The following is a 23,482-nucleotide window of genomic DNA, read 5'->3' on the forward strand; positions in this document are numbered from 1 at the left end:
CAACCTCCAGAACTATTCAAAGGCGAGTTAAACCAGAAAGGACACTGACATGTCTGATAAAATGGTTGCACCTGAACTTTTTCGCCCACCCATCGCTTTCCCCGAGATCCCCTATGATCACTTATTACGCCGCTCGGCCGAACGGTACCCCGAGCATGTGGCCATTATTTATCACGACCTGAGCCTGACGTACCGCGAGATTGAAGCGATGGTCAACAGCATCGCCAATGGATTACGCGAGCTGGGCCTGGGCAAGGGCGATATTATCTGCTTATTTACCGTGAACCGGCCAGAATACACTATTACGCTCAACGCGGCAGCAAGCATTGGCGCTGTAATCAGCCCCATGAATCCAGCGTACAAAGAGCGCGAGATCAGTTATCAGCTCGAAAACTGCGAAGCCAAAGCTATAGTGGTCTATCGCGAGCTGCTGCCAATCTTGCAGCATGTCTTAAGCCAGAAGACCTTCCCGCACTTACAGCATATCATCGTGACCGGCAATAACGTACCTGAGAGCATGCCGCAGGCTATTCCTTTTGGCCAGCTTTTGCGCGCTTCCTCACCCCAGCGGCCACCCGCTGTCGAGATTCATGGCAACGATCTGTTAGCCCTGCCCTATTCATCAGGCACGACCGGATTGCCTAAGGGCACAATGCTCAGCCATCGCAACCTGACTACCAATCATCTCCAATTTCTTACTGCCACACGTATTACCTCAACCGACAGGACTATCATTTTCCTGCCCATGTATCATATCTACGGTGTCATGCTGACAGGCATTTTCCTGGCCGCCGGAGGCACACAGATCTTACTTGAACGCTTCGATATGGAGCGCACCCTTCAGCTCTGTGAGCAGTATGGCGTGACCTGGTTTTTTGCTGTCCCGCCAATTATTCTAGGCCTGGCCAATACAACTGATTTGAGCCGTATGCGCAGCGTCAAGTATCTCATGAACGCCGCGGCGCCTATTCCCGTCGATCCAGCGCGCAAATTTCAAGAACGCACAGGCATTCCTATCGTCCAGGGCTATGGCCTGACTGAGAGTTCTCCCGATACGCATTTTTCTCCTCTGGACCCGGCACGCATCCGTCTGGATAGCGCGGGCATGATTGTGCATAATACCGAGCAGAAAATCGTCGATATCGAGACGGGCGAACGCGAATTGCCTCCCGGCGAGGATGGTGAGATTGTGGTACGCGGACCACAGGTGATGCTTGGCTACTGGAAAGATCCCGAGGAAACGGCGCGCGTATTGCGCGATGGCTGGCTCTATACCGGCGATATTGGACACGTAGATGCTGATGGCCAGACCTATATTGTGGATCGCAAGAAAGAAATGATCAAGTATAAGGCCTTCAGTATCGCCCCCGCCGAGTTAGAGTCGCTCTTGCTTGAGCATCCCGCCGTCCAGGACGCCGCAGTGATCGGCATCCCCGACGATGAGGCGGGGCAGGTTCCCAAGAGCTTTGTAGTTCTGCGCGCCGGCCAGCAGGCCAGCCCCGCAGAGCTCATTTCCTTTGTTAATAGCAAGCTAGCGGGCTATAAGAAGCTTCACGCCATTGAGTTTATTGAGGCGATTCCCAAAGTTGCTTCGGGCAAGATCTTGCGCAGGGAATTGCAGGCCCGTGAGCAGGCCCGCCGCGCGGCTCCCCAGGGCCATGCCTGATTAATAACCAATTACTTGTGCGCTTCTTTACGCATCTGCCGCAGTTCCGCAAGGGCCTGGCGACCACGCTTCTCTAGATCGGCCTGCCATTCGTCCTTATAGCCGCGCAAGACATGAACTAGCGTATGCGCAATTGCCAGATTACGGTACCACTTGTGATTGGCGGGCACAATATACCAGGGAGCCTTGTCGGTGCTGCACTTGCTCAGTGCCACCTCGTAGGCTTTCTGGTACTCATCCCAATACGCGCGCTCCTTCCAATCGCCGACCGCAACCTTCCAGGCTTTATCTTTATCCTTTTCGCGAGCCAGTAGCCGCTGCTCTTGCTCATCCTTGCTGATATGCAGAAAAAATTTCAAAACTATAGTTTTATTATCAACTAATAGCTTCTCGAAGTGTTTGATCTCTTTATAGCGCTTTGTCCATACTTCTTCCGGCACCAGGTTATGCACGCGCACAACCAGCACATCTTCATAGTATGAGCGATTAAAGATCGTCAGCGCACCCCTGCCCGGCGTAACCTTATGAGCGCGCCAGAGAAAATCATGGCTGGCCTCTTCCTCGGTCGGCACCTTAAAGGCCTGGACTGCACAGCCCTGGGGATTCACATGCGAAAAGACATGTCGAATAGTCCCATCCTTGCCGCTGGTATCCATGCCCTGCAAGATTAGCAGTAAGCTATGGTGATGTGCGGCCCACATCAATTCTTGCAGGCCATCCAGCTCTGCGCCTAACTTATCAAGCTCCTCTTTGGCCTCGCTATGGCTTGTATTCTTCGCGGTATAATCAGGATCATAATCCGCCAGCCTCACCTCGCTACCTTCTGCAACTTTCCAAGCAAGCTCCATACTCAGCTCCTTCAAAAAATAAAATAGCCCTACTCCACTATCATACTATGACGAATAGCCCTGCAGGCAAGATGGCAAAATTTTGCGGCCTGGCTTGCTGCTCCTCGGGCCGCGACTGTCAGTGCCATACGTCCCCATACAGGCAAGCGTCTAACTTGCCCCAGTCTCGCATATGATGGCTTCCGTCTCTCTGCAGAGCAAATGGGAGCGTCACTGCTACAGCGGCAAGCCCATAGCATCTCTAAGGATTATGCGATGGAGCGCTAATCCGCGTCATGTCGCGCGGATCAAGCCGATCGCGCACGGCGTCGCCAAGAATATTGAGGCTCAACACGACAATCACCACGGCTAGAGCCGGTCCAACCATCATCCAGGGATCGATAGGCAGAAATGTCTGAGCCTCACTGACCATCGCTCCCCACTCCGGGGTGGGTGGCGGAACACCGAGGCCGAGAAAGCTCAAGATCGATTCATCAAGGATGGCCAGCGAGATTGAGATGGTGGCCTGAACCAAGAGTGGGCTAACAATATTGGGGCAGATATGCCGCAACATAATCTTCCATGAGCCTGTACCACAGGCCCGTGCCGCCGAAACATAGTCAAGTGACGCAACCTGCAAGGCCTGACCACGGGCGATACGGGCATAGATCGGTACACGTACCAGAGCCAGAGCCAGGGCTAGATTAATAACACTCGGTCCCAGGGCTGCCACAATGGCCAGGGCCAGAATCAGCGAAGGGAAGGATAACAAGGCATCAGTGATGATCGAGACAAGCTGATCCACCCAGCCACGGAAATAGGCAGCCAGCAAGCCCAGCAGCGTACCACATATACCCCCCATAATAATGGTGGCCAGGCCTACTGATAACGATATACGCGTCCCATAAATCACTCGACTCAATTGATCGCGCCCCAACGAATCGGTCCCCAGCAGATGAGCCATACTGGGACCCTGCGAGGCCACGGCCGGCTGATAGTCGGTTGGCGAGTAAGGGCTGAGCACAGGGGCAAAGATCGCGGCAACAATAAGGATAAGCAGAATCAGTCCACACCAGAAACGCGGGTCCTGCCTCAGTTCCTTGCGGATTATCCGCAGCCATCTTAAGCCTGTTCCCACAGATCCAAGCTCAGTCGGCTGAGCATCTTTACTATAGTCCATACGTCACTCCTGCGCTCCTACTTTTCCAGGCGAATACGTGGATCAAGCACCACATAACTTATGTCAACCAGCAAATTGGCGGCCATATACGAAAGGGCCGAGAGCAAAACCACCCCCTGCACAACTGGATAATCCTTTGACATAATGCTTGTCACGGCAAGTTGACCGATGCCCGGCCAGAGGAAGATAGTTTCTACGACAACTGCCCCGGCCAGAATCGAACCGATCTGAATGCCCACAATCGTCAAGACGGGGATCAGAGCGTTACGCAGAGCATGCAGATAATAGACCCGCCTTTCCGCCAGACCCTTGGCCCGCGCCGTGCGTATATAGTCCTGGCTGAGCACCTCAACCATGCCCGCCTTAATCTGGCGCATATTGACGGCAACCGACCCCGCGCCCAGCGTGATCATGGGCATGATAAGATCGCGTAAATTGCCCAGCGGATCATCGCTAAATGGCACATAGCCGCCCGGCGGAACAAAGCGCAAACCCACAGCAAAGAAGAAAATCAGCAGCAGGCCCAGGACAAAGACCGGTATGGCGGTGCCTATCAGACTTGAGATGTTAACCAGCCAGTCAAGGAATGAGTTGCGGTGTGTGGCAGAATAAATGCCCAGTGGAACTGCAAGAACCAGCGAAAAGAGCAGCGCCGCCAGCCCGAGCTCCAGGGTGACAGGGACGCGCTGCCAGAGCGCCTGCAATACAGGCTGCTGGAGCTGGATGGATTGCCCTAAATTGCCATGCACGGCCTGCCAGAGCCAGATGAAAAACTGGACCAGCAAGGGCTGATCCAGGCCCAATTGCTGGCGCAGCGCCCTCACCGCCTCTGGTGTTGCTTCCTCACCCAACAGAATGCGCGCAGGATCGCCAGGAACCAGGTGAATAATCATAAAGATGATAAAGCAAACAAGCAGGGCAACTGGAATGATAAAGAGAATGCGTCGCGCAAGATAGCGAGCCACGATGGCGCTCCTTATCCATAAACAACTATTGAGAGAAACAGGAAAGCTTCTCCTGTTTCCCTCTCAAGCGGGGTTGCAAGTTGATCTCGTATATAGCCCTCATCTGTCATAATGAGGGCTTTCTAACATTTCTTACAGCCGAACAGTCTAGATGTGGACCTGGGAGAAATCCAGGGTTCCAGTCGGCAACAAGGTGAAATTTTGGATATTGGTAGTTGTCGCCTGGATGTTTACGCCGTGATAGAGGAAGACGTAGGGAGCATCCTGCATAATCAACTGCTGGGCCTTTGTGTAGTCTTCAGTACGCTTGGTCTGATCGCTGACGGCGCGCGCATCCTCAAGTAGGGTATCCACCTGGCTATTCGAATACTGCATATCGTTGAAGCCACCACCAGTATGGAACCAGGCATAGATATTGCCATCAGGATCAGGTCGTCCGCTCCAGCCGAGCAAGGCCGCCTGGAAATTGTGGGATTGGGTATCGGAAAGCAGAGCGGCAAAGGTCTCTTGCTTGATCGTAGCGGTAATGCCAACCTTGGCCAGCTGAGCGGCAAAAAACTGAGCAATCTGCGAGTTGAGCGGCGAGTTACCGGGAATCAGCAGCGAGAAAGAGACGGTACCAGAGATACCGGCCTGGGTCAGCTCGGCCTTCGCCTTATCTGTATTGTGCGTGTAAGGCGCAAAATCCTTATCGTAGGCCCAGCTTGCCGACGAGAATGGCCCGTTCGCCACTACGCCAACATTTTTCAGGGCACTCGTCACGATCTCTTCGCGATTCGTAGCCCATTCGATAGCCCGGCGCACGTGTTCATTGTTCAAGGGCGCTACTTTCGTATTGAGCATGATGCCATAGAAGCTCAAGCCAGGCTGCTGCTTATAGACAAGACTGGGATTCGATTTTGCCGAGGCAACGTAGTTAGGATCGACTGTATCGGCAACGTTGATTGTGCCGGTCTGGAGATTCGAGAACTCTACATTTCCATTGGTGATTGGACGAAAACGTACAGACTGCAGATACGGCAACTTATTGCCCTGGCTATCCTTCTGCCAGTAATCGGGGTTGCGCTTGACCGTTAGATGATCGCTCTTTACCCACTCGGAAAACATAAATGGCCCGCTTCCGGCCGAAGTTGGCGCGATGGCCAGCTTTGCCCCGAGCTTTTTGACAGCCGCCGGCGAGAGCATCATACCCGCGCGGTCAGTCAGGGTCGCCAGCAGGGGAGAGAAGGGAGCTTTCAAATCAAACTGGACGTGAGAAGCATCAACTGCCTGCACGCTTTTTACATCCGAGATCTCGCTATGCCTTGGCGAGGCTGCATCGGAGAGAATCCGATTGATGTTAAAGACGACGGCCTCGGCGTTAAAGGGGGTGCCATCCTGGAACTTTACATCTGTACGCAAGGTAAAGACCAGTTGCGTTGGCGATTTATACGTCCAGGAACTGGCTAAATCAGGCACAATCTGATTCTGCGCATTGAGCTTTACCAATGTATCGTACAAGTTTAACATGACCTGGCGATCCACCAGGGCCGTCGATTTCACGGGGTCAAGCGTGACCACATCAGCATTTAAACCCACACTGATATCACCGCCAACCTTTGAGCCGGAGCTAGATGAGGATGGGCCAGGACTTCCCCCACCACAAGCTGCGAGAAATACAAACAGAATAAGGACGACAGCTACACATAAATAACGGGGAGAAAATTTCCATGAAAGCTGTTCGAAGTGGTCCCTCATAAGCGGTCCCTCCTAAATATTTCAGGGTATTGCCATGTCTTACCATACATTTTCGCCTCGCCATTGAGACCCTACCCAAAAAGATATGTATTCTGTATGATAATACGTGCGGCGATTTCACAAATACACAGAGCAAGAGGCCATGTGTGTTTGCTGTGGAACAATTTTAGCTTTCCATTGAAGGAATGGAATAGCAGATGGGACAAAATATATAAAAACTATATTTAACAACGATACAATGTGCCGCCTCATCTGTCAAGCTTCGCTGCCTGTTTGCTAGCAGGGTGCTGCTTCCAGTCAGGCAGTCAGATCAGCATACATCAGGCTTGTCCTTGTTGTGCCAGCACCGCCTGAGATATACTGACTGCAGGTAAAGAGTGTAGATGTATAATTGTAAGCCAGAGGCCAGGCTTATAGAGAATAATTTATGTGGCTGAGCTAGAACCGCTTGATTTTTGAGATAGCAGGATTGTACAAGCGCGCGAAGCGATTACTGCGGCGGATCGTTTAGCCAGGAGCACGGAGAGTTAATCATGGCGCACAGAACAACGCTTTCCTCAATAGAACGCGATTTTGTCCATAAGCAGCGGGTCGGCCGCCTGGCGACTGCCGACGAGAACGGGAGCCCCTACCTGATTCCCGTCTGCTACGCCTTTGATGGCCAGCGCTTCTATACACCGCTCGATGAGAAGCCCAAAAGCGTTAAGGGCCGGCAGTTGCGGCGAGTACGCAATATCGAAGCGCGCCACGAGGCCTCCTTGCTCATCGATAAGTACGAGGAGGATTGGTCTCAACTGGGCTATGTGCTGGTCTACGGGCACGCTGCTCTACTTGAGCCCAAGGATGCTCTGCATCAGCCGGCAGTACAACTATTACGAGAAAGATATAGCCAGTATCTGCAGATGGCCCTGGAGCTCTATCCCATCATTATGCTTACACCCGAGCGTATTACCGCATGGGGGCCGGCACTTCACAATAGCTAAATGCTGATCTCTTAGGCTGTTTTGCCCGTCTCCATAGACCTGCTGTCATATTTATACGAATCGGCCTGTCATAACTATTGAGAGCGCTTCAGCGGCATCCTAAAATGGTAGAAATCTTGTTGCCTTTTTCGCAGCTTCAGTGTTATAAATTAGCAGAGCATCAAGGACCGCAACGTGAGAAATAGAACTGAAGATACGTACTATAAATGGCGTATTGTAGCATTTTAAGCCCACATCACGCGGAAACCAATTTCTTTTATTTGTACTTTATTATTTCCCAGGAGGTCAGCATGGTGGTCAAATCAAGGCCTCGGCCCCCCGTAGCATCCTTTTCTTTGCTTGCAATCCTTATCCTCTTGCTCAGCGCTTGCGGCGCATCAGGAACACCTATCAAGAGCACAGGCGATAATGGCAAGCCGGTCAAGGGTGGTATATGGATTGACGACTTAGCTAATGAGCCAGATTCATTGCTCCCCAATGCTTCTGTGCAAACTTTTGCCTATATGGTTGATCAAGCTCTCTATGCGCCACTTTTTGCCGGCGACTCATCTGGTAAGATCAATCCAGGGATTGTGACCGAAATGCCCACCACAGCAAATGGCGGCATCAGTTCCGATCTCAAAACCTGGGTCTTCCATCTTAAGCCAAACCTCGTCTGGTCCGATGGCCAGCCGCTTAACGCTGATGATGTAGATTTTACTTGGAAGTTGTGGACAAACAAAAAGTTTGCCGCAGCCAGCAATGTAGGCTACTCCTTGATTACAGGCTCTGAGGTCTCGGCTGACAAGCTTTCGATCACCTTCCATCTCAGCAAGCCTTACGCCGCATTTCCCTCTATCTGGACCGATGGCTATCACGCTCCCATGCCGGCTCACCATTTCTCTAGCATGGCCCCTGAGAGCATAAAGAAGTCTATGGATAACCTCAATCCGCAGATCGTCAGCGGACCATTTATGATGGCGGAAAGCAAGCCCGGCGATCACTTTACGGTTCAGCGCAACCCCAAGTATTACCAGGCCGCTGAAGGCTTGCCATACCTGGATAAAGTTGTCTTCCGTCTTGTGGCAAACCAGAACACCATTCTCAACGATCTGAAGTCTGGCTCGATCGATTCGGCCTGGTTCCTGGATGTCAGTAAGATGAAAGCCTATCAAGCGCTCACAAACTATCAGATTGTCACCAATCCATCGGCCAGCGTCGAAGCGCTCCATTACAACTTTAATAATCCTGCGCTGCAGGATGTAAATGTCCGTAAAGCTATCGCCATGGCTATCAATCCTGATGAACTTGTGAAAATCGCTCGCCAGGATCAGGGTATTGTAAATTGCACAGATCACTCGTCTGCCTATAATCCGGGCTTTCAGCAGGATGCTCCATGCCCGAAGTTTGATATCGATGGTGCAAATAAAGTGCTTGACCAGGCCGGTTGGAGCAAGGGTGCCGATGGTGTCCGGGCAAAAGGCAACTTACGGCTGGAGTTCCAGTATTCCACCACGGCCGGCAATCCCTGGCGCCAGGAAGACGAGGTTCTCAACCAGGCCAATCTTGCCAAGATCGGCGTGAAGATCAACATCCAGAACTACCCTTCGAGCACCTTCTTTAGCACCTTCCTGGGCGGCGGTCAAGCCGGCAAGTACGACCTGGCTGAATGGGCCAGCAGCTATGTCTATGACGGAGACGATGCGATTAACCTTTCGTGCGCGCAGCTGGCTCCCCATGGTTCAAACTATATGTTCCATTGCGATCAGGAGCTCGACGCACTCTTCCCCAAAGAACAGGCGACAGCCGATCCAGCAGAGCGCCAGCAGATCTTTAATCAGATCCACGAGGTTATGCTCAAGAATTTCGACATCTTCGGTTTGTACGCCTTGAAAGATGTCGAGATTACCAAAAAGGGCACGCATAACTACCAGCCAGGCCCCTTCGGCTCGACTGAGACTGTCAACATCTGGAACTGGTGGTGTGATGGCGGAAAGTGCCCATCTGGCGGTGGCGCCTAGTCGTTGTCAAGCATCTTCTCCATGCTATCTAGCATGGAGGTCTCTGGCTAGCTTCGGCTAACCAGAGACCTTGTTTTCTTTGAAATATATGCTGAGAAGTAGAGACCCTCACTTTTTATAAGACTGGTGCTACCTGCACGTTTCTCAGCGGAGGTTGTGTGTATGGGAAAGTATCTTATCAGACGACTATTAGAAGCTATTCCCTTGCTCATTCTTATCTCGATCTTGATGTTTCTCTTGATCCATCTTTTGCCTGGTGGCCCAGAAGCAGCGCTCTATAACCCCAATCTTGATGAGCAAGGCAGAGCGGCCCTGCGCGCCAGTCTTGGCCTTGACGATCCCTTGCCCGTGCAGTACCTCAAGTGGATAGGCAGCGCCCTGCATGGTCAGTTTGGCTTCTCGTTTGCTACCAATCAACCGGTATCAGATGTGATCATGTCACACTTTCCGCCAACCTTAGAGCTCTTTGCCTCTGCCCTTGTGCTCGCGCTCATTGTCTCTATTTTCCTGGGCATAATCTCGGCTGTTCGCCAGCGCAGTATCACAGATTATGCAATTACAACGATCTCGTATTTTGGGATCTCCATGCCCATCTTCCTATTAGGCCTCTTCTTGCAAGATATTCTCGGCACTTCTCTGCACTGGCTGCCAACATCAGGTATGTCGACGCCGGGCTACCTTTTTGATCCCTTTAACGCTTTCCTTGACCATTTCCTCCATCTTTTAATGCCCATGCTGGTGCTGGCAATTACCTTTACTGCCAAATGGAGCCGCTATCTGCGCTCCAGCATGATCGAGGTAACCAGGCAAGATTATATGCGCACGGGTAGGGCTAAGGGTGTGGCCCCAGTTCCGCTTCTCTTGCGGCACGCGCTGCGCAACGCGGTTATTCCGCTCATTACGATTGTGGCGATAGACTTTGGCTCAGTCGCCGGCGGGGCCACGATTACCGAAGGGGTTTTTGCCTGGCCAGGGATGGGATCGCTCTTTATTGTCTCGCTGGAGAAGCGCGATTTCCCGATCTTGCTGGCTACGCTAATGCTGGGGGCCGTCTTTGTGGTTCTCTTCAATATCATTGCCGACATTCTCTATGCAGTTATGGACCCGCGCATTCGTTACGCCTAAATACTCTGGAAAGGATACACTATGGATACCTCAGAACAGGCTATTAGTCCCGAGGAAGAGCTTACGATTATCCAGGAGCTCACGCCAGAGTTAGCGCAGAAGAGACGCAGCCAGGCCCGCATTATCTTCGATCGCTTTATCAGCAACAAGGCCGCCGTGGTGGGGGCGATCTTCTTGATTCTGCTGTTTATTCTCTGTTTTGCGGGTCCCTTCATTACCGGGCATAATGCGCCAGATACGGTTAACGCCCAGACGCCCTTTGCGGCCCCTTCCATTCAATATCCGCTAGGAGCCGATGATGTGGGACGCGATGAGTTTGCGCGCGCGATGGCCGGCGGCCGCATCTCTCTGCTGGTTGGCCTGAGCTCTACCATTGTGGCAATCGTTTTTGGCATTGGCATTGGGGCGTTGGCCGGCTATTATGGAGGCATCATCGATAATGTACTGATGCGCGCCACCGATACAGTTCTGGCTATCCCTTCCTATCTGCTCCTGTTTGTACTTTCGGCTTCCTTTACCAATGGCTCGCCGGCCAGCGTGATCATCCTGATCTCAATTTTTGGCTGGACTAGCGCCGCGCGCCTGGTACGCGGCGAGTTTCTGGCCCTCAAGGAGCGCGAATACGTGCTGGCGGCCAGAACGATTGGCGCGCGTGGCTTTCGCCTGATGTTCCGCCACATTCTGCCCAACGCGGCCGGAGCGATTATTGTTAACGCTACTTTGCAGGTTGGCAATAACATCATTCTAGAATCGGTGCTTAGCTATTTTGGCTTCGGCATCAAGATCCCGCTAGCAAGCTGGGGAAGTATGGTCAATGACGGACAGGGCTTTTTCGATAGCGATCCTAAGCTCGTCTTTATTCCGGGCCTGCTTATCTTCCTAACGGTTCTTAGTTGTAATCTGGTAGGCGACGGATTACGCGATGCGCTCGATCCGCATATGACTGAGCGCTAATAGATGCTTTATCCGGCGTCCAGCGTGGATAGCGACTCACTGAGTATTCAGGTCAGGCGCTTAGTGGTACGCAGCTGTTCCAAAAAGCGTGGAAAGCCGAGCGCTTCGGCCCGCGCACGCACACGCCGGAAACCCTCTCCATAAATTGGATCAGGGTTACGCTCAATCTGTTCTGCTTGATAACGATTTTCCAGGCTGTTCAGCTCGCGATAATAGCGATAGGCGAGGAGTTCACAGAAGCCTTCCACAGCCCAGGTGGGAAGATGCTCGATCCCATGCACAATCAGCCAGACATGCCCGAGCTCATGTATAGCAACACCGGCAAAGAGGCTGGATGGCAGCCCCTGCAGAACTGCTACGCCAGTAACCTCGGTGCTTAGAATCTGCTCGCCAAACGTTGAGGAGGCGCTGAGCGTAGCGCCCAGGTGCTTGCGTGCTTGATTGGGAAAATAAGTCGCCAGCTTCTCGGGCCCGCATAGTTCAAGGCTCAAAGGAAGATTATTATAGCGCAAGCCCTGCGCTCCGACCCATTGTCTGACACGCATATAAATGGGTCGGGCTTCATCCACAGTCTCAATGGCTTCGCTTCGACAAAGGGTGCAGCGCACTTCTTGCTCTCCCGGCCTCTGTTGTTGCGGCGGCACCAGGCGCGAGCAATAAACGCAGTGCGGATACTGCTTTTCATGCTCATCACAATACTTTGTTCCCCAGTAATCGACACGATATCCGTTTAACAAGGGCTTATGGCAATAAGCGCAGCGAGAGGCTGCGTGCTCAGCATAGCAGGCAGGATGATAAGATCTAGTATCGCCCTGGATAGATATTGCGCGACCTTGAATAGGCTGGCCACACACTGCGCAGCGCGGCAACACTTGATTGATATAGCAGGTCTCGTGATAGGGCTGCTGCGCATGTACTTGAAAGCCTTGCTCCCGAATTGGAAGGCCACAGCCAGCGCAGATAAAATGCTCAGGATGCCACTGAGCGCCCAAAGTTGTAAGATATCTTCCATAGATAGGTTGCCCACACTTTTTGCAGATGGGCCGTGCTGGCATTGCCATTTCTGTAACTTCCCTGTTTGCAAACTGCTCAAAAAACATGAGCGCTATTGGTGCTCTCCAATGAGGTTTTCTTAAAAGTTGAGTTTATAGGAACTATATCTAGCAAGCTCTGCTAACTTTCTTTCAAGAGTATATTACTATAGCCAGAGGCAATATAAGTATAGCATTTGGCAGCTGGATATGCTCTGTTGAACCTTTTTTTACAGGCTATCCGTGTTTATAGAAAGCAATGCCTCTAGCAGGCCGTCAAGCTGCCTTGAGATCACGGCAGGCCAGGATAAGCAGCGGGATGAGCTTTGCGCCACCACCCAGACAAGGCGGGCTCAGCGGTAGTTTACACTACGAAACGATAGAGGCAAGGATAAACCGCTCTGTAAGAGCAGCTGTTAAATAATGGCATAGGAGGTAACGCAAGTATGCCGGACGATAAGAAAAAGAAACCATTGAAAGGCGTCAGCAACAAGGAAGAGCGCCAGTATGAGCACATAAAAGCTTCGGCCGAGGAAAGTGGACGCTATGGAGATCGCGCCGAAGAAGTTGCGGCGCGTACGGTCATGAAACAGCATAAGGAAAAGCATCACAAGAAGGGTGAATAGCGCAAGAAGCTCTAGCCAACAATGTGGTGAAGAAGAGTCAAGATTACAGAACAAGCGGGAGCATTTTCTCCCGCTTGTTCCATAGATCACTCCAAAGTGGAAACTCAGCCTTTCAGGTGGAACATCTGGTACTAAGCTTGAGACAGGGCAGAATTGCAGCTCTGCGCCATCTTGCTCATAGCCGCATCAGGCGTTAGCTGCCCGGTTATCGCGCTTGTAAAATTTGTAGTGATGATGTTACGGCACTGTGACCAGCCTAGCGCGGCCGAGGCCACAAAGGCAGATCCCATCGATTGAGGTCCAACCTTGCGCGCCGGTACCTGCTCATAATAGCTCTGTAAATCGGAGCTATTAAAGGTTGATTGCCGAATCGGCATGTAGCCTGTGCCCTTCACAAACGTAGCATTTGACTGCGTGTTAGTAAGGAATTTCATGTAATCCCAGGCTGCCGTCTGCGCATCGGTGTTAGCATTAGCAAAAATGGCAAGGTTAGTGCCAAAGAGGACTGTGAACTGACCCGCCGGTCCAGCCGGCAAGGGCACTTCATTAAACTTAAAGGTGTTACCAATGGGCTTGGCCAGGAAGGCATAGGTGGCAATGGTGCTAATCCCAAAGGCTGCTTTCTGCGAGATGAAATCGTTCTGCCAGTTATATGACTTGGTGACATGCACGGCGCCCGCTTTGGCCAGCGGCGCAAGCAGGCCAAGCGCCTGCGTAGCATATTGCTTGTTCTGCCCATCGGCAAAGGCGGCGGACTTGCCATCGGCCGAGGTGAAGTCACCGCCACCCAGCGCTTTATAAAGTACCGACCAGCCATCGACATCTGGCGTATACGAGAGCCCCCACTGTGAGCCATCGGGCTTAGTCAGTTTTGTGAGATCCAGGGCAAATTCTTGCAGGGTCTTGGGCGGCTGTACGCCAGCCTTCTGCAGCATATCGGCATTGTAGTACAATACGAGGTCGCTCTTGTTGAAGGGCAACATGTACTGAGTGCCACCAATCTGCCCATCCTTAAGCAGCACGGGATAAAAATCCGCAAGGTCTTGCTGGCTCAAGCCATTCTTGCCAGAAATAAAGGGCTGCAATGAAGCCAGAGCGTTCGACTGCTGGAACTGCGTGGCCCAGTTCTCATAGATTTGAGCCATGGTAGGCGGCTTGTTGGCAGCGATGGCAGCCGTCAGCTTGGTCTGTAGAGTATCGTAGGAATCAAAGGCCTGCAGCTTGACTGTCACATTGGGATGTGCCTGCATATATTGCTTGGTCAAATCCTCAATAACCGTCTTATTGGCTCCTATACCAAATGCTTCCCAGAAATCTACTGTATACTTCTTGTTGGGATCAAGCACACCTGGGTTGCTACTCGTGCTTGTATTCCCATTACTGCTACTGCTCCCCGACGTGCCGCCGCAGGCCGTCATTAAGAGCATAGCTGCCAGAATCATAAGATAGGCCACTCCCGGCCATCTACTACGCATAAAATCCTCCCTTATTAGGAAAATAAAATCTATAAAATATAACCTGCAATAAATCCTTTCTGGCTGCAGAGTTATCAGCAAAATTTTTCAAACTCCCTAAGTATGTGCAAATTCCCCTCTCTTTGTTGCCAGACACAGGTCAGCCGCAAGGTTTTGCCAGGTGCTTTTGGCAGCTTCTGAGTGCTTTGAGCATCGAGTTGACCATACTGGAACCTATCGATTAGCGGGCTAGCCTTTGGTGCTACCAGCCGATATGCCCTCGATAAACTGACGTTGCGCGATCAGAAAAACTACAAGGATGGGAAGCGTGGTGAAGGCAGCCGCCGCCGCCAGCGTCGTCGGATCTGTCCCTCCCTCGGCACCTACCAGCGCTTGTAGGCCAACCTCAATCGGGCGGGAAGCATCCGAAGAGGTCACAAGATAAGGCCAGAGGAAGGCGTTCCAGCTCCCAATAAAGACCTGTAAGGCCACAACGACAAGAGCGGGCCGTGCCAGAGGAGCAGCTACGCGCCAGAGAAAGCCAAAGCGCGAACACCCATCCAGCTGTGCCGCCTCCCATAAAGAGACAGGCAGCGACAAAAAGAACTGTCGCAGCAGAAATATGCCCGAGATGCTAACAGCAAATGGAATTATCTGCGCCTGATAGGTATCAACCCAGCCGAGGGCCGAAACTATCAAATAGTTGGGGATCAAGGTCGCCTCAAAAGGCACCATTACCAGGGCCAGAATTGCCACAAACAGCACCCGACTGCCCGGAAATTTCATGGTACCAAAGGCATAGCCCCCCAGCAACGAGGTAATCAAGGCAAGGATTACCGTCACAAGCGAGATAAAAATGCTATTGGTAAAATATTGCAACCAGGGCGCGGCTTTCCAGGCCGCTACATAATTTGCCCATTGCCAGTCCGGCCAGAAATGCGGATTCACGTCAAAGGCGCTCTTCTGGGTTAGCAGCGAGGTAATAAAAACCCAGAACAACGGAAAAATAGCAATGATTGAGGCAATGATCACGACTGCATAGAGCAAGATCAGCCTGATATGCCGAGCCTGCAGGCGCGAAGTGCGCTTTTCAGTTGACGAAGGGATATGAATAGTAGACATGCTCTGCTCCCTGACTAACGAATATCAGTCCACCACGACATCGTTTCGACGGCTCAAGCCAAACTGGGCAACCGAAATCGTGAAAACAAGCAAGAAAAGAATTACCGAGATGGCCGAACCAAGGCCCGCGTGGGTATTGCCGGCAAAGGCTTGCGAGAACATCAAGAGACCCAGCGTGCGCCCAGCATTCCCGGCTCCGCCCGTGACTTGCCCCTGGAGCAAGAGAAAGACAGGCTGAAACATTTTAAAAGCCTCGATAGTACTGAGCAACAGCACAACCAGGGTAATCGGGCGAAGCAAGGGCCAGGTAATATGCCAGAAGATCTGCCAGCGATTCCCGCCATCCACATAGGCGGCCTCGGCCAGCGTTGGCGAGACGTTTCCCAGGCCGGCCATAAAAATCACTACGCTAAAGCCCACAGACTTCCAGGTAGTGTAGACAATCACGCTAAAAAGTATCCAGTGTGGATCGCCCAGCCAATCGATCGGCGTCATATGCATAAAGCGCAAAATGCCGTTCAAGAGCCCATGATAGTTATCAAATATCCAGAGCCAGATCGCAGATGTGGCTACCATCGGCGTAATAAAGGGCGTAAAGATCGCTAAGCGCCAGAAGGCGCGCGCGCGAATCCCTGACATCAAGAGCAAGGCAAGAAAGAGGGCAAGAAAGAGCTGTACCGGGACAGAGATCAGCACATAGACTACGCTCACCTGAAGCGATTGCCAGAAGTTGGGATCGTGAGCCAGGGAAACATAGTTAGCCAGACCAACAAACGGCTGCTCACCATGGTTTAAAAAATTCCACTTAAACAGGCTCATGTAAAAGACAAAGATGGAGGGGGCATACGAGAAAATACCAAGAATAATAAAGATTGGGAGTAAATAGATGTATGCCTGCCCTGTCGAGAGCCAGCGCCGCAAGCGCGATGAAGGAGGACGGGTCACTCTAGGTACGCTAATTTCTTGCAGTATAAGATCGCGTTCCAATTTCATCTCTTCTCCTGTTCGAATAGACGTACTACATCATCATAACAATACATTTTTAAGCATTCGTAATCAAGACGCAAAAAATCCGTTAAGGAATTACATAGTCTTTTAGCGTAACACATTTATGTAGATTTCGCACCTTGCTTAATGGATAGATCCCCAGACTCTCTACTTCTCGTTTCCCCTATCTCAACTACGCCTTGTTAGCGCCTCTATTCACAGCCGTTTCACTTCTGCTAAAGAAGATGTTTCGGCTTGAGAAGCGCTTTCAGAGCAAAAATATGCTCTTATATCTCCTTTTTAGCACTTGCCAACAAAAATATGAGCAACCACTTGACCCAAACATATTTTATAGCATACTGTATGGATCTGAACAGACAAAAAAGCTTCCAGTCAGATTATCGCCAAGCGCACCATTTCCTTGTGGATAACAGCCTCGCTTGCACGTCATTTTTAATATGTTGCGTGGGCGCTCTTCACTATTTCTCAGATGCAGCCATTCAAGCAATGCCAAAGCGACATATGGCATAGATAGCTCCATTTATACCTATGTCTTCAGCCTTCCTGTAAGCTGAACTATAGAGGCCATATCACCTCAAACAGATATATGCCCTGGTGCTTTGTCAGGCGTCGTGTGAGGAGTGCGCCGCCTGCTGGCGGCGGAAAAGGAAGTAATGGGGCGCAGTCCCAAGCCCCAGGTCAAGGGGCACCGCAAGCTAGCGGATTGGCCGCCCTTGACAATCCCGCTGGTTTCACGCCTCACAGAAACTTTGACAGACCACTAGATATAGCGCTGAGCCAAACAAATTGGCAAGGAAGGAATTCAAAATGTCTATCATTAGGCGCGTAAGCCTGCTCCCCGGCATACTGTGTATGCTACTCACGCTCTGCCTGGCCAGCACTCCAGCAGCACTGGCAAGCAATAATGCTGCGCTGCAAGTGAATGTGCAGTTACGGCACACCCCCTATGGCGCAGCGAGCCTACGCTGGAATCCTCAGACTCAGAGCCTACACGTAACCATCAAGCTAGTCGGCCTGGCCCCAAATAGTACGCATCCAGCTCATATTCACCTGGGCGACTGCAACAGCAATGGCAAGATCCTCTATACGCTTAACAAGGTGGTCACCGGAGCCAGTGGAGAGGCCGAGGTAAGCACAACTATCTCCCATGTGAAGAATGGCATCCCTGCCAACAAATGGTATATCAACGTCCATAACGGCCCCAATCTTTCGACACCGGAACAGGCTATCCCGATTGCCTGCGGCAACGTGCATAATACCCGGACTTCCAGGCACCAGGAACAAGATACCACGGTTATTTTGGACAGTACGGATGCTCCCAACCAGGCGGCCTTCGGCCATGCACAGCTCAAGCTAGAGCGGCATACGCTCACCGTCATCGTCACAGTACATGGTCTCGTGCCCGGTTCTACCCATCCAGCCCATATCCATGCCGGGCGCTGCGAAAATCAAGTGCCAGGCAGCATCGTCTATCCGCTCCACGCGCTGACCGCCAACAAGAATGGCGATGCGACCTCGACAACTACCATTCGACATGTTCAAAAGGTCCCCCAGAACAGCTGGTACGTTAACGTGCATCGCAGCCCGAACCTTACGACGCAGACAGGCTTTGATCCGATCGTATGTGGAGACATAAATCATTAAGCTATATTGATGCGCCAGCGAGCAGCAGGACGCTCGCGCCCTGCCGAGCTTGTAGGCGCATCCAGCCTTACAGAAACACTACACTCATACTGGCTGTAGACCTTTTCATGGGAATATGAGAGATCTACAGCCCCACCTCTGGCCATTTCGGTTCCTTAGCGCTTTTACGCTCCTGACAAAAACCTGATCTTTCCGGCTCCCGAACTACCTGGCTTACGACCCAGGTAGCCCGCTATACTTTACATAACGCAAGCTATCAACTGATAATCCACCCAATTTTCGCTTTTATTATCGATAGGTCTGTAACGAGAAAAGGCTCTCATTCATATTGAGAATGCACAGCTATTTTGCCAGCTTGATCAAGCCTGGAGACGCGACCCAGTTTATGCCTCATTGCACAGTTTGCGTGCTAACCTTCCTGGAGTATTAGAGCAGAGAGAATACACTCCGCCATGATCTGCACAGCTTATACTCATAGCACTCACGAAATTTATTCTTGTCAGAAAAAAGTTGTGCTGTACTTATAAATTTCGTGATATACTGTTAAGCAACATTTCCAACGCCGTTTGTTGATAACAGCCCCGCATATATTAGGAAGCAGGAACTAGCATGATCAACTCAGCCTCATTGCACGCGGTCAATGAAGCGAGGTTTTCGCAGCGATTCATCAGGCCGCGCTACGACTCTTACTGCTTTGCCAATCTCCCCCCAACCATCGAGTTCCTCTTCACTGGCAAACAGCAGCAGCAGATGCTTCCACTCGATGCCTTCGGGGACTTGCCAAGGAACTACACTAACGTTATCTTCTTTTTCATCGATTCTTTCGGCTGGCGCTTCTTTGAGCGAGTTTCCGAGCGTTTTCACTTTCTTAAGGCGATTCAGACTGAAGGGGCCATCTCAAAAATGACCTCACAGTTCCCTTCGACCACGGCTGCGCACGTAACCTGTATTCATACGGGCCTTGACGTCGGTCAGAGCGGCATTTACGAGTGGAATTATTACGAACCATTGGTCGATGATATTATCACACCCTTACTTTTCTCTTATGCAAGGGATAAAGTTGTCAGAGACACAGTGAAGCGTGCTGCTATCCCCGCCGAGCGCTTTTTTCCTAAGCAGACGTTCTATCAAACTTTACAGCAGCAGGGCATTGCTTCGCATATTTTGCAGTATCAAGCCTATACACCCTCAACCTATTCTGATATTGTTTTCCGAGGAGCCAGCGTTCATCCTTATAAAACTATTCAGGAAGCTTTCGATCTACTGGTAGCGCTGGTTACAGCGCGCCCAACGCAACCTACTTACTATTTTCTTTACTTTGATCGCATAGATACTGCCAGCCACAACCATGGTCCCTACTCGCGGCAAGCCACAGAGGTTGCTGATAGCTTATTTACCCTGATGGATCATCTCTTCTATAAGAATATTCGGGGCAAGGCTGGCAATACACTCTTTATGCTTACCGCTGATCATGGACAGGTTGAAGTCGATCCTCAGACTACTTTTTATCTGAACAGGCAAATGCCAGGCTTTACACGCTATCTCAAAACCAATCAGAAAGGCGCTCCTCTCGTGCCTGCTGGCTCGCCACGAGATATGTTTCTGCATATTAAAGAGGAATGCCTCGACGAGGCGGTTGGCGAACTGCGCCGGCGCCTGGCTGGCCGCGCCGAAGTCTATCCCACGCAAGAGCTCCTGGAGCAACACTTCTTTGGATTGCATGAGCCGTCGCCAGCATTACGCTCGCGCCTGGGCAACGTGGTAATTCTCCCTTATCGCTATGAGACGGTCTGGTGGTACGAAGAAGGCAGGTTTGAGATGCACTTTCAGGGACACCACGGTGGTTTGACGGCTGAAGAGATGGAGATTCCTTTACTTTTGCTACCTCTCTAAGAGAGAGCCCGACAAAGCGGGATGGCTTCTACTCTAGAATGTTCAGGCGGGGCTGGCTATAGAGTAGAAGCTAAACCTTATGGATGAGTGACGTTTCTCAGATAAAATGGATCTGTCCCACTTTTGGTGATAGATGATAAAAATATAATATATCGTGCTTAAAGAGCGTGGAGCACACGCTGGCGTACCAATGCAAAGCTTGCACGTCCATACCCCATCCTTTTAAGCAGCTTGAGCTTGTTTACTTTTCCTTCGACAAGACCGTTGTTGAAAGGAAGGGTCAGCCCAGCAACAACTGCTTCCTTGTCGCGCAGCGCCAACATGCGCAGAAGCGCGTCACGCTTAATGGCCCGTTGCTCGCCCAATTTTTGCAAAACGTTGAACAAGAAGAGAAGTTCTCACTTCAGCACGAGCGTGAGTATGAAGAGCAGGCCCTTCGGCGGCCTTGCCTGGGACCTCATCGGGAGCTTCCGCGTTCGGACGAGGTTCCTGCCGAAATTACCATTGATTTTTCTCAACTTCGTCCGCTTTCGGAGTATCGCTGATGCGTACACTTCACCCGGCTCTGGCAGCCCGCTTAGCGGCATTACAGCAGTACAAGATCAAACATGCTGCTTTGGAAAAGATGGATGACCTGCTCATGAATGCTATTGATGAGCACACCAGTTACAGCATCCTGGCTCTGTATGGACCCAGTGGGGTCGGAAAATCGACAGTCATGAGGCGGATCGTACAGCGTCGCCGTGAAGAGGAACCAGATCCAGCACGTGTGCCTGTGGTGGTGGTGCAAGCATCCCCTGAAGACGTCGGATCAGCAGCCCGTTTGGATTTTTACCGCCAGGTACTTCAGCAACTTCGTGGGCATGTGGCAGTGCGGGATCGCATCTTGAATCTGCCTCTGGCGAGCGTTCGAGCCAAAAAGAGCACCGACCCGGCGGAATGGCTCGAAATGCGTGATGCTGTCTCGTATGCTCTCGACCTGCTCAAGGTCAAAGCGGTCTGCATTGATGAGGCTCAACATCTCATGCAAGCCGATGCTGCGCAAAAACCTTCCATTCAACTGGACTGGCTCAAATCGCTCACCAATCGCAGTAATCTGCTCTACATCCTGGTGGGGAACTTCTCGCTGTACGATTTCTGTCACCTGAACGGCCAGCTCGCCAGGCGCGTGCGCGAAGAGCAATTTTGCCGCTATCACCTGGACAGCCGGGCCGATGCAGCGGAATTTACCAGCGCGTTAAAGGTGCTCTTAGAGCAGGTCCCACTCCAGGTGAATATCTCAGAAATGCTGACGCATTGGAAATGGTTTGGCGAATGGAGTATCGGCTGTATTGGCATTCTCAGCGATTGGGTGGTAGAAACGGCGTCCACGCTCTGCCGCGCGGGAGAAACGGCGCTTACCCTGGAGGCACTGGCAAAACATGCTTTAAAACTAGCACAACGCTTGAAGTTGGAAACGGAAGCACGCACCGGCAAATTCAAAATTGAAGAGGCAAAGAAAGAAAGCGAACGAGAGCTTCAGCGTCTCCTGGGCAAGCCTTCGACTGTACCGATTAGTTCATCACCCTATCTCCCATCGTCCACCAGCGCGCAAGCTCGTCCTTCGCCCGTACAGTCGTCTCACCAATCCTTCCGTATTGAACTGGCGTCTTACCGTGATCTGGTGGGTGAGCAGGTCGTCACTACACCGAGCACCAAATGCACCTATTTAGGCATCATCGAGGTGACACGCCGCCAATTTCAAGAAGCTGGCACGACCTGTGTGGAATGCCCGACTTGCGGCGCACGCCGTACCCTCAAATCTCCCAAAGATCGGCCTCACTTTCCATCGCATCCGAGGCGCTTAACTCCTCCTCCAAAGGGAGAACGGCGCTGGACAGAGTGGGAAGAGATATGGAAAGTGGTCGAAGACTGACGTAGCAGTGCCCATCGCCAAACATTTCTGGCAAAGGGCCAGCTTTTCGCGAAGCCTGAGCAACTTCCAGCAGTGAAAGGATACAACATGACAACCTACATCTTTTTACCTCCACCCGGCTTTGGACATGTGAACCCAACGTTGGCTATTGCCCATGAACTCGTGCAACGTGGTCACGAGGTGATCTATTATCTTCCAGAGCCATTTCAAGAGGCGGTGCAGGCCACTGGAGCGCTCTTTCGTCCCTACGACTCCAAGCTGATGAAAAATCTGCATCCAACGGTGATGGTTGAGGAGTGCCGTCACGTCTTGGGGCAAGTGCTGGATCATATTGCTGCGGAGAGACCAGACGTGATAGTATATGAGCCATATCTGTGGGCACGCATCGTGATCGAAGTCCTCAAGGTTCCTGCTGTTGCGCTGCACTCCAGCTATGCCATCAATGAGCACTTCAACTTGTTCTCCCTGTTCAATCAGCACGTCCCTGGCATGCAGGAGATCTGGGCTCAGATCAAGGCGGGGTTAGCAGAAATCTGCACCACCTATCATGTGGCTCCGTTTGATCTCCAGAGCGCGGCTCTACAGGTCGAACCACTCAATATCGTCTTTCTGCCCAGAGCTTTCCAACCACGAGCCGATACGTTCGACGAGCGCTATCTCTTTGTTGGCCCCTCGATCTTGCCCCACATCAGACCCATCGACTTTCCGCTTGACAGGCTCGACGAGAGCCGACCCTTGCTCTACATCTCACTGGGTACCGTTTGGAATGATCGACTCGCGTTCTTTCAGCAGTGTTTTGAAGCCTTTGGTGCAAGCGACTATCAGGTGGTCCTCTCACATGGTCGGCGCATTGACCCTGCCATGCTCGGTCCCATCCCAAACAACTTTCTGGTCTGCGCACAGGCTCCCCAACTCTCGCTCCTCTCTCGTGCGCGCGTCTTTGTCACCCACGGCGGAATGAACAGCGTCATGGAAAGTCTTTTCTCTGGTGTCCCTCTCGTGGTTCTTCCTCAAATGGGCGACCAGTTCTTGACGGCGCAGGAGGTAACACAGAGAGGACTGGGCATCGCCCTCGACCAGGAGACGGTGAATGCCACGACACTACGCGAGACAGTTGGGCGAGTCGCGCGCGAACCCAGCTGGCGTTCGGCTACTTCGCAGATGCAGCGCATCGCCCAGGAAGCGGGAGGCTATCAGCGTGCAACCGATGCCATCCTCCAGTTTGCTGAGATACGCAGGAACACAAAGCAAGGAGAAATCTTCTCTTGAAATGCATGGGGATCAGCTCCCTTGACTGGCTGCTGATCCACAACAGCCCTTGCTTCATACGTGCTTGGGCGTTACGCTCTCTC

19 protein-coding genes are annotated in these 23,482 nt (G+C 51.8%); 11 read left to right on the plus strand and 8 right to left on the minus strand.

All coding sequences use genetic code 11. The annotated features are described in order from the left end of the window. The first annotated feature begins 49 nt into the window (after nucleotides 1-49). Nucleotides 50-1,666 carry a class I adenylate-forming enzyme family protein gene (locus EPA93_RS24035; protein WP_129889937.1) on the plus strand — a complete coding sequence of 539 codons (1,617 nt, stop codon included), beginning with the start codon at nucleotides 50-52 and terminating at the stop codon, nucleotides 1,664-1,666. 11 nt (nucleotides 1,667-1,677) lie between these two features. Here the strand turns inward: EPA93_RS24035 and EPA93_RS24040 are convergent, their stop codons facing one another. The 4 genes from EPA93_RS24040 to EPA93_RS24055 form a co-directional block, all read right to left on the minus strand. Continuing rightward, complete coding sequence (locus EPA93_RS24040) at nucleotides 1,678-2,514, minus strand: PPK2 family polyphosphate kinase (RefSeq protein ID WP_129889938.1); 837 nt, start codon at nucleotides 2,512-2,514, stop codon at nucleotides 1,678-1,680. A gap of 241 nt (nucleotides 2,515-2,755) precedes the next feature. After that, complete coding sequence (locus tag EPA93_RS24045) at nucleotides 2,756-3,673, minus strand: ABC transporter permease (RefSeq protein ID WP_129889939.1); 918 nt, start codon at nucleotides 3,671-3,673, stop codon at nucleotides 2,756-2,758. 17 nt (nucleotides 3,674-3,690) lie between these two features. After that, nucleotides 3,691-4,638, minus strand: a complete 948-nt coding sequence (locus EPA93_RS24050) for an ABC transporter permease (RefSeq protein WP_242527484.1) — start codon at nucleotides 4,636-4,638, stop codon at nucleotides 3,691-3,693. Nucleotides 4,639-4,785: 147 nt separating this feature from the next. Further along, a complete protein-coding gene (locus tag EPA93_RS24055) occupies nucleotides 4,786-6,375 on the minus strand; it encodes an ABC transporter substrate-binding protein (RefSeq protein ID WP_129889940.1) in 1,590 nt (529 codons plus the stop codon). Nucleotides 6,376-6,908: 533 nt separating this feature from the next. Here EPA93_RS24055 and EPA93_RS24060 point away from each other — a divergent pair. The 4 genes from EPA93_RS24060 to EPA93_RS24075 all read left to right on the plus strand — a co-directional run bounded on the left by EPA93_RS24060 (nucleotide 6,909) and on the right by EPA93_RS24075 (nucleotide 11,437). Beyond that, on the plus strand, nucleotides 6,909-7,358 hold the full coding sequence (locus tag EPA93_RS24060) for a TIGR03668 family PPOX class F420-dependent oxidoreductase (RefSeq protein WP_129889941.1): 450 nt from the start codon (nucleotides 6,909-6,911) through the stop codon (nucleotides 7,356-7,358). Nucleotides 7,359-7,648: 290 nt separating this feature from the next. Continuing rightward, entirely contained in the window at nucleotides 7,649-9,358 is a 1,710-nt protein-coding gene (locus EPA93_RS24065) for an ABC transporter substrate-binding protein (protein ID WP_129889942.1), read from the plus strand. 162 nt (nucleotides 9,359-9,520) lie between these two features. Further along, nucleotides 9,521-10,483, plus strand: coding sequence for an ABC transporter permease (locus EPA93_RS24070; protein WP_129889943.1), 963 nt, complete (start codon nucleotides 9,521-9,523; stop codon nucleotides 10,481-10,483). A 21-nt stretch (nucleotides 10,484-10,504) separates the two neighbouring features. Next, nucleotides 10,505-11,437: an ABC transporter permease gene (locus EPA93_RS24075; protein WP_129889944.1), complete on the plus strand. Its 933-nt coding sequence runs from the start codon at nucleotides 10,505-10,507 to the stop codon at nucleotides 11,435-11,437. Nucleotides 11,438-11,484: 47 nt separating this feature from the next. Here the strand turns inward: EPA93_RS24075 and EPA93_RS24080 are convergent, their stop codons facing one another. Beyond that, the gene (locus tag EPA93_RS24080) at nucleotides 11,485-12,498 is read right to left on the minus strand and encodes a protein DA1 (RefSeq protein WP_165423355.1); all 1,014 of its coding nucleotides are present in this window, start codon (nucleotides 12,496-12,498) and stop codon (nucleotides 11,485-11,487) included. Between the two features lie 416 nt (nucleotides 12,499-12,914). On the opposite strand from EPA93_RS24080, the gene EPA93_RS24085 reads away from it, so the two are divergent. Further along, nucleotides 12,915-13,094 (plus strand): hypothetical protein, encoded by a 180-nt coding sequence (locus tag EPA93_RS24085; protein WP_129889946.1) that lies wholly within the window; start codon nucleotides 12,915-12,917, stop codon nucleotides 13,092-13,094. Nucleotides 13,095-13,225: 131 nt separating this feature from the next. Here the strand turns inward: EPA93_RS24085 and EPA93_RS24090 are convergent, their stop codons facing one another. From EPA93_RS24090 to EPA93_RS24100, 3 genes are all read right to left on the minus strand, one after another. Continuing rightward, nucleotides 13,226-14,569, minus strand: coding sequence for an ABC transporter substrate-binding protein (locus EPA93_RS24090; RefSeq protein ID WP_129889947.1), 1,344 nt, complete (start codon nucleotides 14,567-14,569; stop codon nucleotides 13,226-13,228). Between the two features lie 228 nt (nucleotides 14,570-14,797). Then, nucleotides 14,798-15,670 (minus strand): carbohydrate ABC transporter permease, encoded by an 873-nt coding sequence (locus tag EPA93_RS24095; protein ID WP_129889948.1) that lies wholly within the window; start codon nucleotides 15,668-15,670, stop codon nucleotides 14,798-14,800. A 24-nt stretch (nucleotides 15,671-15,694) separates the two neighbouring features. Continuing rightward, nucleotides 15,695-16,663: a carbohydrate ABC transporter permease gene (locus tag EPA93_RS24100; RefSeq protein WP_129889949.1), complete on the minus strand. Its 969-nt coding sequence runs from the start codon at nucleotides 16,661-16,663 to the stop codon at nucleotides 15,695-15,697. An 822-nt stretch (nucleotides 16,664-17,485) separates the two neighbouring features. On the opposite strand from EPA93_RS24100, the gene EPA93_RS24105 reads away from it, so the two are divergent. The 5 genes from EPA93_RS24105 (at nucleotide 17,486) to EPA93_RS24125 (ending at nucleotide 23,399) form a co-directional block, all read left to right on the plus strand. Continuing rightward, nucleotides 17,486-18,322, plus strand: a complete 837-nt coding sequence (locus EPA93_RS24105) for a CHRD domain-containing protein (protein ID WP_129889950.1) — start codon at nucleotides 17,486-17,488, stop codon at nucleotides 18,320-18,322. A gap of 609 nt (nucleotides 18,323-18,931) precedes the next feature. After that, the gene (locus EPA93_RS24110; protein ID WP_129889951.1) at nucleotides 18,932-20,215 is read left to right on the plus strand and encodes an alkaline phosphatase family protein; all 1,284 of its coding nucleotides are present in this window, start codon (nucleotides 18,932-18,934) and stop codon (nucleotides 20,213-20,215) included. A gap of 167 nt (nucleotides 20,216-20,382) precedes the next feature. Then, nucleotides 20,383-20,760, plus strand: coding sequence for a hypothetical protein (locus tag EPA93_RS49940; RefSeq protein ID WP_242527485.1), 378 nt, complete (start codon nucleotides 20,383-20,385; stop codon nucleotides 20,758-20,760). Beyond that, entirely contained in the window at nucleotides 20,760-22,130 is a 1,371-nt protein-coding gene (locus EPA93_RS24120) for a TniB family NTP-binding protein (RefSeq protein WP_129889953.1), read from the plus strand. The genes EPA93_RS49940 and EPA93_RS24120 overlap by 1 nt, the downstream gene beginning before the upstream one ends. Before the next feature lie 87 nt (nucleotides 22,131-22,217). After that, on the plus strand, nucleotides 22,218-23,399 hold the full coding sequence (locus EPA93_RS24125) for a macrolide family glycosyltransferase (RefSeq protein WP_129889954.1): 1,182 nt from the start codon (nucleotides 22,218-22,220) through the stop codon (nucleotides 23,397-23,399). The last annotated feature ends 83 nt before the right edge of the window (nucleotides 23,400-23,482 follow it).

The sequence above is a fragment of the Ktedonosporobacter rubrisoli genome, from assembly GCF_004208415.1.
GTDB lineage: Bacteria > Chloroflexota > Ktedonobacteria > Ktedonobacterales > Ktedonobacteraceae > Ktedonosporobacter > Ktedonosporobacter rubrisoli.